This is a genomic window from Bradyrhizobium forestalis, from assembly GCF_002795245.1.
Classification (GTDB): domain Bacteria; phylum Pseudomonadota; class Alphaproteobacteria; order Rhizobiales; family Xanthobacteraceae; genus Bradyrhizobium; species Bradyrhizobium forestalis.
Genome location: NZ_PGVG01000034.1, coordinates 64,155 through 78,910 on the forward strand (window position 1 = coordinate 64,155; position 14,756 = coordinate 78,910).

General features: G+C 66.2%; 13 protein-coding genes. 4 read left to right on the forward strand and 9 right to left on the reverse strand.

All coding sequences use genetic code 11. The features are described from left to right. Positions 1–30: 30 nt before the first annotated feature. Entirely contained in the window at positions 31–570 is a 540-nt protein-coding gene (locus tag CVM73_RS30040; RefSeq protein ID WP_018323310.1) for an adenine phosphoribosyltransferase, read from the forward strand. Positions 571–810: 240 nt separating this feature from the next. Here CVM73_RS30040 and CVM73_RS30045 read toward each other — a convergent pair whose 3' ends face one another. The 8 genes from CVM73_RS30045 to CVM73_RS30080 form a co-directional block, all read right to left on the reverse strand. Beyond that, on the reverse strand, positions 811–1,479 hold the full coding sequence (locus tag CVM73_RS30045; RefSeq protein ID WP_100235399.1) for a hypothetical protein: 669 nt from the start codon (positions 1,477–1,479) through the stop codon (positions 811–813). A gap of 61 nt (positions 1,480–1,540) precedes the next feature. Continuing rightward, positions 1,541–2,293 carry a P-loop NTPase family protein gene (locus CVM73_RS30050; RefSeq protein WP_100235400.1) on the reverse strand — a complete coding sequence of 251 codons (753 nt, stop codon included), beginning with the start codon at positions 2,291–2,293 and terminating at the stop codon, positions 1,541–1,543. A 208-nt stretch (positions 2,294–2,501) separates the two neighbouring features. Further along, positions 2,502–3,728 (reverse strand): M48 family metallopeptidase, encoded by a 1,227-nt coding sequence (locus CVM73_RS30055; protein ID WP_100235401.1) that lies wholly within the window; start codon positions 3,726–3,728, stop codon positions 2,502–2,504. 33 nt (positions 3,729–3,761) lie between these two features. Beyond that, positions 3,762–4,322 (reverse strand): LemA family protein, encoded by a 561-nt coding sequence (locus tag CVM73_RS30060; RefSeq protein ID WP_100235402.1) that lies wholly within the window; start codon positions 4,320–4,322, stop codon positions 3,762–3,764. A 127-nt stretch (positions 4,323–4,449) separates the two neighbouring features. Then, positions 4,450–5,430: a small ribosomal subunit Rsm22 family protein gene (locus tag CVM73_RS30065; RefSeq protein WP_100235403.1), complete on the reverse strand. Its 981-nt coding sequence runs from the start codon at positions 5,428–5,430 to the stop codon at positions 4,450–4,452. A gap of 131 nt (positions 5,431–5,561) precedes the next feature. Next, entirely contained in the window at positions 5,562–9,026 is a 3,465-nt protein-coding gene (smc, locus tag CVM73_RS30070) for a chromosome segregation protein SMC (RefSeq protein WP_100235404.1), read from the reverse strand. Positions 9,027–9,243: 217 nt separating this feature from the next. After that, complete coding sequence (locus CVM73_RS30075; protein ID WP_100235405.1) at positions 9,244–9,900, reverse strand: DsbA family protein; 657 nt, start codon at positions 9,898–9,900, stop codon at positions 9,244–9,246. A 125-nt stretch (positions 9,901–10,025) separates the two neighbouring features. Continuing rightward, a complete protein-coding gene (locus CVM73_RS30080) occupies positions 10,026–10,517 on the reverse strand; it encodes a DUF721 domain-containing protein (protein WP_100235406.1) in 492 nt (163 codons plus the stop codon). Between the two features lie 172 nt (positions 10,518–10,689). Between CVM73_RS30080 and mutY the strand changes: the two genes are divergently transcribed. After that, the gene (gene mutY / locus CVM73_RS30085; RefSeq protein ID WP_100235407.1) at positions 10,690–11,790 is read left to right on the forward strand and encodes an A/G-specific adenine glycosylase; all 1,101 of its coding nucleotides are present in this window, start codon (positions 10,690–10,692) and stop codon (positions 11,788–11,790) included. Between the two features lie 68 nt (positions 11,791–11,858). Next, complete coding sequence (locus CVM73_RS30090; protein WP_100235408.1) at positions 11,859–12,278, forward strand: PaaI family thioesterase; 420 nt, start codon at positions 11,859–11,861, stop codon at positions 12,276–12,278. 194 nt (positions 12,279–12,472) lie between these two features. On the opposite strand, the gene CVM73_RS30095 is transcribed toward CVM73_RS30090, so the two are convergent. Then, positions 12,473–13,753: a flavin-dependent oxidoreductase gene (locus tag CVM73_RS30095; RefSeq protein WP_100235409.1), complete on the reverse strand. Its 1,281-nt coding sequence runs from the start codon at positions 13,751–13,753 to the stop codon at positions 12,473–12,475. Positions 13,754–13,881: 128 nt separating this feature from the next. Here CVM73_RS30095 and CVM73_RS30100 point away from each other — a divergent pair, with 128 nt between their 5' ends. After that, positions 13,882–14,502 carry a glutathione S-transferase family protein gene (locus tag CVM73_RS30100; RefSeq protein ID WP_100235410.1) on the forward strand — a complete coding sequence of 207 codons (621 nt, stop codon included), beginning with the start codon at positions 13,882–13,884 and terminating at the stop codon, positions 14,500–14,502. The last annotated feature ends 254 nt before the right edge of the window (positions 14,503–14,756 follow it).

Genomic DNA, 14,756 nt, shown 5'->3' on the forward strand with positions numbered 1-14,756 from the left:
CCCCGGAATGACAGCTAATATGGGATACAAATGACTTTTGACCACGACATCAAGGCGAGCGTTCGCACCATTCCCGACTATCCCAAACCCGGGATCATGTTCCGCGACATCACCACCTTGCTTGCGGATGCGCGCGCCTTCCGCCGCGCTGTGGACGAGCTCGTCAATCCCTGGGCCGGCAACAAGATCGACAAGGTCGCTGGCATGGAGGCGCGCGGCTTCATCATCGGCGGCGCGGTGGCGCACCAGCTCTCGGCCGGCTTCGTGCCGATCCGCAAGAAGGGCAAGCTGCCGCACACCACCGTGCGCATCGCCTACTCGCTCGAATACGGCATCGACGAGATGGAGATGCATGTCGACGCGATCCAGCCCGGCGAGCGCGTCATCCTGGTCGACGACCTCATCGCCACCGGTGGCACCGCCGAGGGCGCGGTGAAGCTGCTGCGTCAGATCGGCGCCAACGTCGTCGCGGCCTGTTTCATCATCGACCTGCCCGAGCTCGGCGGCGCCGCCAAGCTGCGCGCCATGGACGTGCCCGTGCGCACGCTGATGACGTTCGAGGGGCACTGAGCGGGCGATAACGATCGTTCGGTTCTATTTGGACCGCAACTGGCTGCTGCGGCCTAGGTTCACCTCTCCCGGAGGGAGAGGTCGGATCGCATCGCAGATGCGATCCGGGTGAGGGGATCTGCTGTCACTGATCGCCGCGGCCCCTCACCCGGATTGCACTGGACGATGCTCCGCATCGCCTGATGCAATCCGACCTCTCCCCGCTGGGGAGAGGTGGGCACCGAGTTCTCGGCTGAAACCTTAGGACCGCTGCAGGATCAGGCTGAGCTCAAGCTCGCGGAAGGCGATGTAATTCCTCCGCGTCCATTGATGCAGCTCGGTCGAGGAATCCTTTTCCTGGCGCAGGTAGCCGGTGAAGGAGAAATTCAGCCGGTCGATATAGGTCTTCAGGAAGCCCGGCAGCGCGGGCAGGCGGAACAGCCGGCCGCCCCCCATCGCGGGCGGCAGCTCGCCGCGCACGACATATTCGTTGTCGACCGTGATCAGGTTCATCCGCGGGATCTGCCCGCGCAGCATCTCGTGGGCGCGGGCGGAGACGCGGTCGGTGTCGGCGACGAACAGGATCTGCGGCGCGACATGCCGGCGCGCCGCCTCCTTGAGCAGGCCGATCTCCTCGGTCATCTTGAAGAACTCGTCGAAGGCGTGGAAGCCGAGGTCGATGACCTTGGCAAGTCCATCGTCGACGATGACGCGGTCCATCAGCTGCATCTTGCCGTAGGTGTCGATCACGTCGGCGGTCTCGGTCACCCTCGGCAGGTAATCGAGCAGCGACGGCTCCTTCAGGTTGACGTCGAAGGCCGCGACGTTGCCGTTCTTGAGCAGCAGGAATTCTGTGAGCAGCCGCGCCAGCAGGGTCTTGCCGACCTGCGGGCGGGGCGAGCAGATGATGTAGACGGGGGTCGCGGGCATTGTGCGCTATTATTTGAGCGAACTCGTCGCCCAATCCAGCCGTATCCGCCCGGGGCCGCAACTATTTTTCGCTGTTGCGGGTCACGGGTTTCGAGCCGACGATGTCGGTCAGGCGGATGCGGTCGAACTCGCTCCAGACGTTCGCCAACCAGTGCCGGACATAGCCGCGCAGCACGAACGAATAGTTCGCGGCCTCGTCGCTGATGCCCTTGTTGGCGACGAATTTCAGGAACGGGACGGAGGACACCTCGACCTGCTCATAGGCCATTTCGTTGAGCTTGGGGATGGTCAGCTCGGTCGCGTCCTTGATGCGGTGGAAGTAGGAATTGTAGGTCGCCTGGTCCCACTGGAAGAACTGGGTGTCGTTGATGAAGTTCTTCACCAGGAAATATTTTGCGCCGCTCATGAAGCCTGCGGTCTCGGCGATCTCCTCCAGTGAGGCGATCGAGGGTCCCAGGATGTGGAACACCGCAAAGGTGATCTGGCCGGCCTTGGCGGCATCGAGGAAGCCGATGTCGCGGAGCGAGGCGAGGGCCGGCGAGAGCAGGCCGGCCCGAACGTCGATCACGGTCACTGACGGGCTCACGGTGTTGAGCGTGTCGAAGATCTTCATCTGGTCGGCCGTGGTCGTCATGTCGACGATCTCGGTGATGTCGGGGTGGAAGCGCCTCAGGGTTCCGCGCGGCGACTCCGTGTCGAACGCGCGCGTCGGCACGTTGTTGGCTGAGAAATAATCGAGCAAGGTACGCGACACCGTGGTCTTGCCGACCCCGCCCTTGTCCGCGCCCACCACAACCACTGCCGGCTTTGCCATTGCTGTCCCCTAACGCGCGCCCCCGATCGCGAGGTCGCAATCGGCCGGGCCCCAAATCGATGTCCCAAAAGACGTCTCGAGTCTGCTGTTGGGCGCGAACATGGCAGAAACAAGGGAGAATTCAATTCCGTAGGCCCCAGTTACGGCAATTCCCGAGGTTTTTCCTGATCACAGGGAAACACGCCCTATGTAGCGGCAAATCACGTCCTCAGTGACGGCCCCACGGTCCCATCGGATTGCCTGCCCGGGCTCCTGAGGGGCTTGGTGGCGGTACGGGAGGCGGACCAGCCGGGCTGGCTGCGTCGTTCCACGGCCCGTGCGGCAGTGGTTGCTGGGGATCCTGCGGATTGGCCTGCGCCGCGGGCTGTTCCGTATCGGGCTGATCCGTCTCTTCAGCGGGGTCCGGCAGCGGGCCGGGGTCACGGCCGCCGGCGAACTTGACGAGCGCATCGACCCGGGACTGCACGGAAGGATGGGTGGCGAACAAATCGGCAAAGCCCTCGCGCGGATTGTCGACACAGAGCTCCATCACCGCCGAGGTCGCACCCGGCAGCTCGCCGCGGCCCTCGATCTTGCGCAGCGCCGAGATCATGGCGTCAGGGTCTTTCGTCAGCTCGACCGAGCCGGCATCGGCGAGATATTCGCGCGACCGCGATAGCGCGAGCTTCACCACCTGCGACAGCAGCCAGGCCACGACGATCAGCACGACCGCGATGATGATGACGATGATCGCACCGCCGCCGGAACTCTTGCTGTCACTCGACGACGAGGACGACCGCGACGATGAGGAGGAGCCCGAGGACCACGAGCCGCCGGAGCTCGGGCTCCAGTCGAAGCTCGTGAACAGGCGGAAGAACAATTCGCCGAAGAAGCCGACCACACCGGCGATGATGACGGCGACCACCATGAGCTGCACGTCGCCGTTCTTGATGTGGGTCAGCTCGTGGCCCAGCACCGCCTCGATCTCCTTGTCGTTCAACGCGTCGAGGAGACCGGTGGTGACCGTGATGGAATATTGCCGCGGATTGAGGCCGGTCGCGAACGCGTTCAGCGCCGGGCTCTCCATGATCTTCAGCTTCGGCATGGTGATGCCGCGCGAGATGCAGAGGTTTTCGAGCAGGTTGTAGAGCCGCGGCTGCTCCTGCCGGGTGACGTCGTGGCCGCCGGTCACAGCGTCGATCATCGATTGGTGGAAAAAATAGGCGATCGCGATCCAGGCGAGCGCCGCGAGGGTCGCGAAGGGCGCTGCCTTGAGCAGGTCGGCGAAGGCGCGGCTCAGATAGTGGGCCACCGTGCCATTGCCGTCGATGACGACTTCGGCGACCAGCGCACCGGCATAGACCAGCACATAGACCAGCGCGAACAGGCCGGCGAGCAGCAGCATCGAACGAAACTTGTTCGAGGCGATGTGCGTGTAGAGACCATACGCGGCCATGACGCGGGTGCCCTGCCGGCTTATCGGCTCAACTTAGAACTTCACCTGCGGCGCGGCCTCGACCTCGGTGCGGCTGGTGCCGAGATCGAAGAACTCCTTCCTGGTGAAGCCGAACATGCCGGCGAACAGGGCGGCGGGCATCTGCTGGATGCCGGTGTTGTATTCCTGGACCGCGTTGTTGAAGAAGCGGCGGCTCGCCGCGATCTTGTTCTCGAGATCCGACAGCTCGCTCGCGAGCTGCTGGAAATTGGCGTTGGCCTTGAGGTCGGGATAAGCCTCCGACAGCGCGATCAGCCGGCCGAGCGCGCCGGAGAGCTGGTTCTCGGCCGCGGACACCTGAGCCGGTCCCTGCGCCGACATCGCCGAATTGCGCGCCTTGATGACGTCGTCGAGCGTGCCGCGCTCGTGCGCGGCATAGCCCTTCACGGTCTCCACCAGGTTGGGGATCAGGTCGTGGCGCTGCTTGAGCTGCACGTCGATATCGGCAAAGGCCTGGCCGACGCGCTGGCTCAGCGCCACCAGGCGGTTGTAGGCGCTGAAGGCGAACAGCACGAGGACGACGATGACGCCGAGAACGATCCAGCCGGTCGACATGGAGAACTCCTGAAGGGGACGAAGACGAGCGCTAGGGTAGACCAAATTGGCGCAGGATGAGAGCCCGGCGCGGAGGGGAGGTAGGACTTGGTCGGACCGGGAGCCACCCGAGTTCAAGTCGAGCAGGTTAACTTTCGGACATGATCGCCTCGCCCCAGCGCCAACGCCGGGCGTCCGCATACGCGGCCTTGTCGCGGCGCGGGACTTTGGCGAGCTCAACACCGCCCTCGGTGCAGAGCTTTGCCGTGATCTCGGCCTTGCCGACATCCGGTGGCGCCAGCACGCGCGCGGCGCGCGTGGCGGGCGGGGCGCGGGTTAGCGCGACGTAGATGAAGCGCTCATCCTCGAACGGCACCTCGGCGCCCTTGATCTGGCGGTGCGCTTGCGAGCGCGGCAGGCGCTGGCTGAAATGGCACCAGTCGGGCGCGGTGAGCGGGCAGGGCTTTTCGTGCGGGCAGGGCGCCGCGACGAAGGCGCCGGCCGCGATCAATTGCTGACGCAGCGCGAGGATGCGGGCGTAGCCGGCGGGCGTGCCGGGTTCGATCACGACCAGCGCGTGGCGGGCTTTCGCCCACATCGCCTCCGCGAGCTTGCACTGATCGGCCTCGCTGAGCTCGCCGATGACGTAGCTGGCGACGACGAGATCGGCTTGCGAGACCTCGGCGAGATTGCCGCCGGCGTCGCCGGGCAAATAACGGCACTCGGCGAGGCGCGTGCTGTCGCGTGCCAGTTCGAGCGCGAGCCGGCTCAGCGTGGCGTTGGCGTCCAGGAGTGTGAAATCCTGCAGCGACGGAAACGCTTCCGCAGCGGCCCAGCTCGCCGTGCCCGGACCGGCGCCGACGTCGAGCAGTGTCTCCGGAGCGAGGCTGGGTGCGATCTCGGTCAGCGCGTTCAGGCTGGCGGCCACCGCCGCATAGGTCGCCGGCATGCGTGCGAGCGCATAGGCGAGCGCATCGGCTTCCGACTTGATCGTGCCGGAGCCGCCGCCGGCGCGGTAGGTGGTCGAGATCTTTTGCGACCGCAGTGCCGCGTCGGTACGCGAAAAGCCCTGCAGCTTGCCGTCGAGGGCGGCCTTCAGTTCGGCGGGGAGGGTGGGGGCTATCATCATCCGCGGTCATGCCCCGCGTAGGCGGGGCATCCAGTACTCCGAGACATAAGAGGTCAGCCGAGAGGCTGCGGCGTTCTGGATCATCCGCCTTCGCGGATGATGACGTCAATGGGTGTGGGACGAGCGGAGCGTCAAGCCACGTTCTGGTCGAGGATGTCCACCGCCTCGGCGAGGCTCACCGAAACGAGCTGGGACACGCCGCGCTCGGCCATGGTGACGCCGAACAGGCGGTTCATCCGCGCCATCGTGATCGGGTTGTGGGTGATGATGATGAAGCGCGTGTCGGTCGAGCCGGTCATCTCGTGCAAGAGGTTGCAGTACCGTTCGACGTTGTGGTCGTCGAGCGGCGCGTCGACTTCGTCCAGCACGCAGATCGGCGAGGGGTTGGTGAGGAACACCGCGAAGATCAGCGCCATTGCGGTCAGCGCCTGCTCGCCGCCCGAGAGCAGCGACAGCGTCTGCGGCTTCTTGCCCGGCGGCTTGGCGATGATTTCGAGGCCGGCCTCCAGCGGGTCGTCGCTCTCGATCAAATGCAGCGCGGCCTCGCCGCCGCCGAACAGTTCGACGAACAGGCGCTTGAAGTGGTTGTTGACGACCTCGAACGAGGTCAGGAGCCGCTCGCGCGCCTCCTTGTTGAGGCTCTGGATACCCTGGCGCAGCCGCTTGATGGCCTCAACCAGGTCGTCGCGCTCGGTGACGAGGCCGGTATGCTGGGTCTCGACCTCGCGCAGCTCCTCCTCGGCGCGCAAATTGACGGCGCCGAGGCGCTCGCGGTCGCGGCGCATCTTTTCGAGATCTTCCTCGATGTCGTGCAGCGGCGGCAGCTCCGCGCCGGGCTCGATCTCGGCGAGGCCGGCAACAGCCTGCGGCTCGACCTCGAGCATGTCGCGGATCTCGCGCTCGATGTCCTCGAGCCGGCGCCGCGCGCCTTCCATGCGCTCCTCGGCGCGCGCGGTGGCCTCGCGGGCGCTGGAGAGCGCCTCCAACGTCAGCTTCGCGACGCGGTCGGTCTCGGCCATCGCGCTTTCCGCGGTGGCGAGCGCGTCGGCGGCCATGCGGCGGTCGTTTTCCGCGTATTCGATCTCGGTGATCAGCGCGCTGCGCTTCTCGGCGAACACGGCGGGGGCGTTCTCGAGCTCGCCGCGCTCGATCGTGAGCTCGGCGATGCGGGCCTGGATGGTGTCGATGTGGGAGGCCGCGCTCTCCTTGCGGTTCTGCCACTCGGTGCGCTCGGCGAGGATCGCCTGCACGCGGCGGTCGGCAAGCTCGGCCTCGCGTGCCAGCGCTTGCGCCTCGGCGCGGACCTGGGCGGCCATGCGGCGGTGGCCCTCGATATCGCTGCGGACGGCGGCGAGCTGGGTCTCGGTGTCCTCGCTCGACGGCAGCTCTCCGATGCCGGCCTGGGCGTATTCGTAGGCCGCTTCGGCTTCGGCGCGGTCGGCGGCGAGACGGCTGTGCGCTTCCGACAGCGTCGCCTTGCGCGCGGCATGGCGGCTGATCTCGCGCTCGGCGGTGGCGTGGCGCTCACGCGCGACGTTAAGCTCGCGCTGAGCGGCGCGCCAGGCTTCCCGGCTGGCACCTTCGGTGCTGGCCGCCATCTGCAGCTCGGACTCGGCATTCTCCAGCGCCTGGCGCTTGATCTGCGCGTCGATGCGAGCCTGCTCCAGCTCGTTCTCGATGTCGACGAGACGGGCGCGCTCGGCGAGGCGGCGTGCGGCGCCGGTCGGCGCGTGAGCCGCGGCGACAAAGCCGTCCCAGCGCCAGACGTCACCTTCGGGGGAGACCAGCCGCTGGCCGGTCTTGAGCTGGGAGACCAGCTCGGCGCCGCGCTCGCGCGGCACCACGCCGATCTGCGCCAGGCGGCGCGCCAGCTCGGCCGGCGCCTGCACGTGATTGGCGAGCGGCACGGCGCCTTCGGGCAGCTCCGGATCGCCCTCGGTGTGGCCGACATTGGTCCAGCGCATCGGCGCCGACGGGTCGATCGGCGCATCGAGATCGTCGCCGAGCGCGGCGCCGATCGCCTTTTCAAAACCCTTGTCGACGGTGATGCCGTCGATGATCGGCGGCCACAGGTTCTTGGTCTCGCCGTTGACGATCTTGGAGATCGTGCGCGCCTCGGTCTCGAGCCGCTGCACGCGCTTGTCCGCCTCGACCAGCGGCGAGCGCGAGGATTCCAGCGTCTGACGTGCCGCGACATGGGCGGCTTCGCTCGCCTGCGCCGCGGCTTCCGAGGCCGCCAGCGTCTGCTCGGCGGTCTCGACCAGCGCGGTCAGCTCGTCGAGATCGCCGAAGCCGCCGGTCTCCTCGGCGAGCTTCCGCTCTTCCGCGGCGACGTTCGCGATCTCCTGGTCGAGCCGGGCGAGCTTGTCGCGGTGGGTGCGGACGTTGGCCTCGAGCTGGTTGCGCTTGGCGGTGAGGTCGGCGAGCGCGGTGGTGAGCTCGGCGAAGCGTTGCTCGGTTTCGGTCAGCACCGCCTCGGCTTCCGCGACGCGTTCGTCGACGCCGGAGCGCTTCTCGACGCGCGACTTGATCTCTTCCTTCAGCTCGGCGTCTTCGGTGTCGAGCCGCTGCAGCGCGACGTCGGCGTCCATAGTTTGTTGCTGAGCACGGGAAATGTCGCCTTCGAACTGGGCGAGGCGGCGCTCGAGCTCGGCGACGCGCTCCTTGGCGCGCTCCTCCTCGCGGTCGAGGAGTTCGCGGGCATTGGTGAGACGCTGAAGGCCGGCGGCGGCGCGCGCTTCGGCATCGCGCAGCGCCGGCATTTCGGCGGCGCGGATCGCCTGGATGCGGGCGGCCTCGGCCTGGTGCTGGGTGCGCTCCGCCATCTCGCGGACGGCGAGATCGTGGGTCTGGCCGGATTCGTTGACGTCGGCATGGGCGCCGATCCAGCGCAGATGGAACAGCGTGGCTTCGGCCTTACGGACCTTCGCCGCGACCTCGCGGTAGCGCACGGCCTGGCGGGCCTGCTTCTTCAGGCCTTCCATCTGGCCGGAGAGCTGGCCGATCACGTCCTCGACGCGGGTGAGGTTGGTCTCGGCCGCCTTCAGCCGCAGCTCGGCCTCGTGACGGCGGGCATGCAGGCCGGCGACGCCGGCGGCGTCTTCCAGCACGCGGCGGCGCTGCTCCGGCTTGGCCTGGATGATCTCGCCGATCTTGCCCTGGTGGACGAGGGCCGGCGAACGCGCGCCGGTTGCGGCGTCCGCGAACAGGATCTGCACGTCGCGGGCGCGCACGTCGCGGCCGTTGATGCGATAGACCGAGCCGGCCTCGCGCTCGATGCGGCGGGAGACTTCCAGGAGCTGGCTGTCATTCATCGCCGCCGGCGCGGTGCGATCGGCATTGTCGATCGTCATCGTCACTTCGGCGTGGTTGCGCGCCGGACGGTTGCCGGAGCCGGCGAAGATCACCGCGTCCATGTCGGCGGCGCGCAAGCTCTTGTACGAGGTCTCGCCCATCGCCCAGCGCAGCGCCTCGACGAGATTCGACTTGCCGCAGCCGTTGGGTCCGACCACGCCGGTCAGGCCGGGCTCGATGACGAAGTCCGTGGGCTCAACGAAGGACTTGAAGCCGTGAAGTCGCAGGCGGGGGATTTTCATAAGCACGCATCTCTGTTGGCAGGCGCGAATCCCCCTGCCGGGACAATACCATGGAAGGCAATGTCGCTATCCGGGCGAGTCGCGCGAGGCGCCTCATGCGGCTGGACAATGGCCGCGGTGCGCCGCGAGGGCAACCGGCGAAAGCCGCTTTTCCCAAGGGATTTATGCCGGGAAAGATACGGCTTTCGAGATGCGAATCAGGATCTTGACGAGCGAATCAGCTCTTCAGAAGCGGATTGATCTTCTTGGCGAACTCCTCGAACGAGGCTTCGCCCTTGATCTTCTCGCCGTTGATGAAGAAGGTCGGCGTCGAATCCACCTTGAGCACGTCGCTGGCATATTTCTGGTCGGCGGCGATCTTGTCGAGCAGCGCCTGGTCCTTCAGGCAGGCCTCGACCTGCTGCTGGGTGAGGCCGGCCTGCTTGCCGATCCGCGTCAGGGTCTCGGTGGTGTTCTTCACCACCCAGTCGTTCTGCTGGCGAAACAGCATGTCGGTGACCGCGAAGTATTTCGGCGCGTCGTCCTTGGCGATGCAGCGCGACAGCATCGAGCCTGCGGCGGCTTTGATGTCGAGCGGGAACTCGCGGAAGATGTAACGCACCTTGCCGGTGTCGATGTATTCCTTCTTGATCTTCGGGAACACCTGCTCGTTGAAGGCGGCACAATGCGGGCAGGTCATCGAAGCGTATTCGGTGATGGTGACGGCGGCGTCCTTCGGGCCGAGCGCCATGTCAGGCAGCGACACCGGCTTGGCCACATCGGCGGCCGACTGCGCCATGGCCTCGGAGATGAACCGCAGCGGCGAGAGCCCGGCGACCGCGGCAAGCCCGGTCAGCGACAGCATCGTGGTGAAGGCGCGGCGGGGGATGATCACGGTCGGCTCCCGAATTGGCAAGGTTTGCCCGAGGTTCCTGCTCGGAGGGCTGTCGCTAGCTTGAAACGTCGTTCGAGGCAATGGCGGGCCGCAGGGACGGGTCCAGTTTGGCCGCGGAATGAGGCTCAATTTCGCTTGATGGCGGCCCCCAGCCGCGCCAGCGCCGCCTTGAGCTCGTCATCTTCAATGCCGCCCAAGCTCTCCGCCACCTTGGCAACGCTCTTGGGGTCCGGCGGGCCGGGTCGCTTTCGAGCCTGGGGCCGCGACAGAGGAGCCTGACGGAAGGCCAGCTTGCCGACCGCGCTCCAGCCGAAGAAGCGGTTGACCCGCTCCAGGATGACGTCCGCGGAGTGCTGGATCTCCAGCGCCATCGGCCCCTCGACCCGCAGCACCAGCGTCGCCGGTTCCTGCGGCTGACCCTCGACCGGCCGCGGCCATTGCATCTTGAGCGGCTCGGCATGGGCGGCGATCTCGGGCCCCGCAATCTGCGCCCACCGCGTCACCAGCTCGCGCGCCGCAAAGCCCTGCTTGGCATAGGCCTCGGCAAAGACGTCGTCGAGCAGGAGCGAAAGCGGCTTGGCGCTGATGGGACCGGGTTTGGGAGGGAATTTGGACATCGGGACCTTATAGCACCGTGCGTGACGCGTCAGGAACTGCTGCCGTCATGGCCGGGCATAGCCGTCCGAAGTCCCGGCCATCCACGGCTTGCCGCGAAGAAAGACGTGGATGCCCGCGACAAGTGCGGGCATGACGTGGAGAGATCGGCCCCACGTCGTTACAGTGCGAGCCATGCTCCCCAAATCGGCCCGCAAGACGAAATCGGAACCAGTCCAACCGGCACGTTTGGCTCGCCCGCTGGCGCTCCTCCAATGGTACGACCGTCACCGCCGCCGATTGCCCTGGCGGGCTGCGCCTGGAGAGGCATCGGACCCTTACCGCGTCTGGCTGTCGGAGATCATGCTTCAGCAGACCACGGTGAAGGCCGTCGGGCCTTACTTCGAAAAATTCGTCGCGCGCTGGCCGGATGTCACGGCGCTGGGGCGGGCTTCGCTCGACGACGTGCTGCGGATGTGGGCTGGGCTCGGCTATTACTCCCGCGCGCGCAATCTCCATGCCTGCGCGGTCGCGGTGACGCGTGAGCATGGCGGCGTCTTTCCCGACACTGAGGAGGGGCTGCGCGCGCTGCCGGGGATCGGGCCCTACACGGCGGCAGCGATCGCGGCGATCGCCTTCGACCGCCGCACCATGCCGGTCGACGGCAATATCGAACGCGTGGTGTCGCGCCTGTTCGCCGTCGAGGAGGAGCTGCCGCAAGCCAAGCCGCTCATCCAGCAACTGGCCGCGACGCTGCTGGCGGATTCTCGCGCCGGCGATAGCGCACAGGCATTGATGGATCTGGGGGCCTCGATCTGCACGCCGAAGAAGCCGGCCTGCTCGCTCTGCCCGCTGAACGAGGACTGCATGGCGCGCGCGCAAGGCACCCAGGAGACGTTCCCGCGCAAGGCGCCGAAGAAGAACGGGACGCTCAGGCGCGGCGCCGCTTTCGTGGTGACGCGCGGTGACGAATTGCTGGTTCGCTCGCGGCCCGAGAAGGGCCTGCTCGGCGGCATGACGGAAGTGCCGGGCTCGGATTGGCTGGCCGGACAAGAGGATGCGACCGCGAAGCAGCAGGCGCCGGAGCTGAAGGGACTGTCGCGCTGGCAGCGCAAGCTGGGCGTCGTCACCCACGTCTTCACGCATTTTCCGCTGGAGCTGGTGGTCTACACCGCGAAGGTGGAAGCCCGCACCCGCGCGCCTGAGGGCATGCGCTGGGTGCCGATCGCGACCCTGGCCGACGAGGCGCTGCCCAACGTCATGCGCAAGGTGATCGCGCACGCGCTGGGCCTGTAGCCGCCCATCCTGCTGACAGCATGCTGGCAGCAGCGCTACGCTATCGGGGTGCGAAACGGAGGCTGCCAATGGTCAAGACCGCACTCGACAATTTTCGAAGGCCACCCTGTGCCGAGCTGCTGGGCTGGCGCCTGCTCGATGCCCGCCCGCAGGAGGGCTGGATCAAGCTCGGCTTCGAAGGCAAGCCGGAGTTCTGCAATCCCGCGGGTTTCATCCAGGGCGGTATGCTCTCGGCCATGCTCGACGACACCATGGGCCCGGCGGTGCTCGTAATGAGCGAGGGTCGGCTCTACACGACTACCATCAGCATGACCGTGAACTTTTTGGCACCAGCAAAGCCCGGACCAATCATCGGTGAGGCCAAGGTGACGCAGCTCGGCAAGACCATTGCCTTCGTCGAGGGCAAGCTGATGGCGGAGGACGGCACAGTGCTGGCGACAGCAAGCGCGAGCGAGCGGTTGCTGGAGGCGGCGAGGGTGGTGCGGTAGGCTTTTGGGAGCGCGGCACACTCCACTTCCCTTCTCCCCCTATGGGAGAAGGTGGCGCGAAGCGCCGGATGAGGGGTATCCCTCCGCAAGCACTCTCGCGCATTGAGCTCGCGGAGAGATATCGACCGGCGTCGCTGCCCTCTCCCACAAGGGGCGAGGGCGCATTCATGCGCATCTCGCTTTGAGCGACAGCCTCACGCCCCCGCGCGCTTCGCTCCTGCGCTCACGATCGGCGGCTTGGCATTCAGCGCTTCCACCTGAAATCCCGCGACGCGCTTGTAGTTGGCGGCAATGTTTTCCAGCTCCTGCTGTGACAGCACGTCGGTGACGACCTCAAAGCCGTCGGGCGCGCGCTCCTCGACGAGCTGCATCACCTGCTCGGGGCCGTTCTTGCGGTTGAGCAGGACGAGGTCGGTGGTCGCGGGCCGCCGCTCGGCCTCATAGGCGAGCAGTGCGGCGCTCGTCGGTCCATGCGCCAGGATTTCGCGGGTGATGACGCGGGCATCGAGGATCGCCTGCGAGGCGCCGTTCGAGCCGATCGGGTACATCGGATGCGCGGCATCGCCCATCAGCGTGACCTTGCCAAAAGTCCATTGCGACACCGGATCGCGATCGACCAGCGGATATTCATAGGCGTGCGGGCAGTTCCTGATCAGGCCGGGCACGTCGAGCCAGTCGAACTGCCAGCTCTCGAACCAGGGCAGGAACTCTTCCAGCCGCGCGGTGCGGTTATAGTCCTCGCGCCGCCACTGATAGGTCGGCGGCATGTGGCGCTCGGCGACCCAGTTGATGAGGTGGTTGCCGTTTGCGTCCGGTTCTTTCGAGATCGGATAGCAGACGAATTTCAGGATCTCGTGACCGGCCATGATCATGGTACGACCGGTGAGGAAGGCCTTCGCCGGCGTGACGCCGCGCCAGAGGATGCGGCCATTCCAGATCGGCGGACCTTCGTTCGGATAGAGCTTTTCTCGCGCGGCGGAGTGGATGCCGTCGGCGGCGATCAGGATCGCGCCGTCGTAACTCCCTGCGGCCTTGCCGGTCGCCTTGTCGATGAAGTCGGCGCGCACGCCACCTGCCGTCTCGGTCCAGCCGGTCAGGTGATGGCTGGTGAGGATGTTCTCGCGTCCAAGCCGCTCGACCGCGGTGTCGAGCAGGAGCTGTTGCAGCGTGCCGCGATGGATCGAGAATTGCGGCCATTTGTAGCCGGCTTCCAGCCCGCGCGGCTCGCTCCAGATCGGCTTGCCGTGCTTGGAGAAATAGGCGAGCTCGCGCGTGCGCACGCCGCTGGCGTCCAGCTTGTCCATCAGGCCGAGCTCGATCAGCTCGCGCACCGCATGCGGCAGCACGTTGATGCCGACGCCGAGCGGCTTCGGCTCCGCGACGCTTTCGAACACTTTTGCGGGAACGCCGATTTGATGCAGGCTGAGCGCAAGCGTCAGCCCGCCGATGCCGCCACCGGCGATGAGTACCGTCATGAGAAAACCCCTCCAATTGCAGGCGTCTTGGCACAGCCGGGCGGAGGTGGGCAACTGCGAAGAGGATGTTGTGCTATGGACCTTGGGGTCGACAGCCGTTATTTTCCAGCTTTCCCATGAGGTCCGACATGCTCAAGCTCTACTACGCCACCGGCACCTGTGCGCTCGCCACCTACATCACCCTGGAGGAGGCCGGCGCCGATTACGCGGCCGAACGGCTGAGCTTCAAGGACAACCAGCAGAACAGCCCGGACTATCTCGCCATCAACCCGAAGGGCCGGGTGCCGGCGCTGGTGACCGACCGCGGCGTCCTGACCGAGACGCCGGCGATGCTGGCCTACATCGCGCAAACCTTCCCCAAGGCGAAGCTCGCGCCGCTGGACGATCCCTTCGACTTCGCCCAGGTGCAGTCGTTCAACTCCTATCTCTGCTCGACCGTGCACATCAACCACGCCCACAAGATGCGCGGCGCGCGCTGGGCGACGGAGGAGAGCTCGTTTGCCGACATGAAGGCGATGGTGCCGAAGACCATGGCCGCCTGCTTCAAGCTCATCGAGCAGAAGATGTTTCGGGGACCCTGGGTGATGGGCGAGCAGTTCACGATCTGCGATCCCTATCTCTACACGCTCTCGACCTGGCTCGAGGGCGACAGCGTCGACATCAATGCGACGCCGAAGATCGCCGACCACTTCAAGCGGATGTTGGATCGGCCTGCGGTGCGCAAGGTGATGGAAGCGCAGAAGGCGTAGGGACGCGGCCACACACTCCGCTGTCGTCCCGGGCAAGCGTAAGCGCAGACCCGGGATCCATAACCACAGGGAGACGTTGTGGCGCGAGATCGCAATTGAGAGTCTTCGCCCAACCACGCCCTGTGGCTGATGGTGTGGACGGCCCCCTACGGCATCATTTGTGCCAGAATGAGGTTGTCACACACTCATTCACAGGAGCCGTCCGTGAGCCAGATTATCCGCATTGGGATGGATACGTCGAAGCATATTTTCCA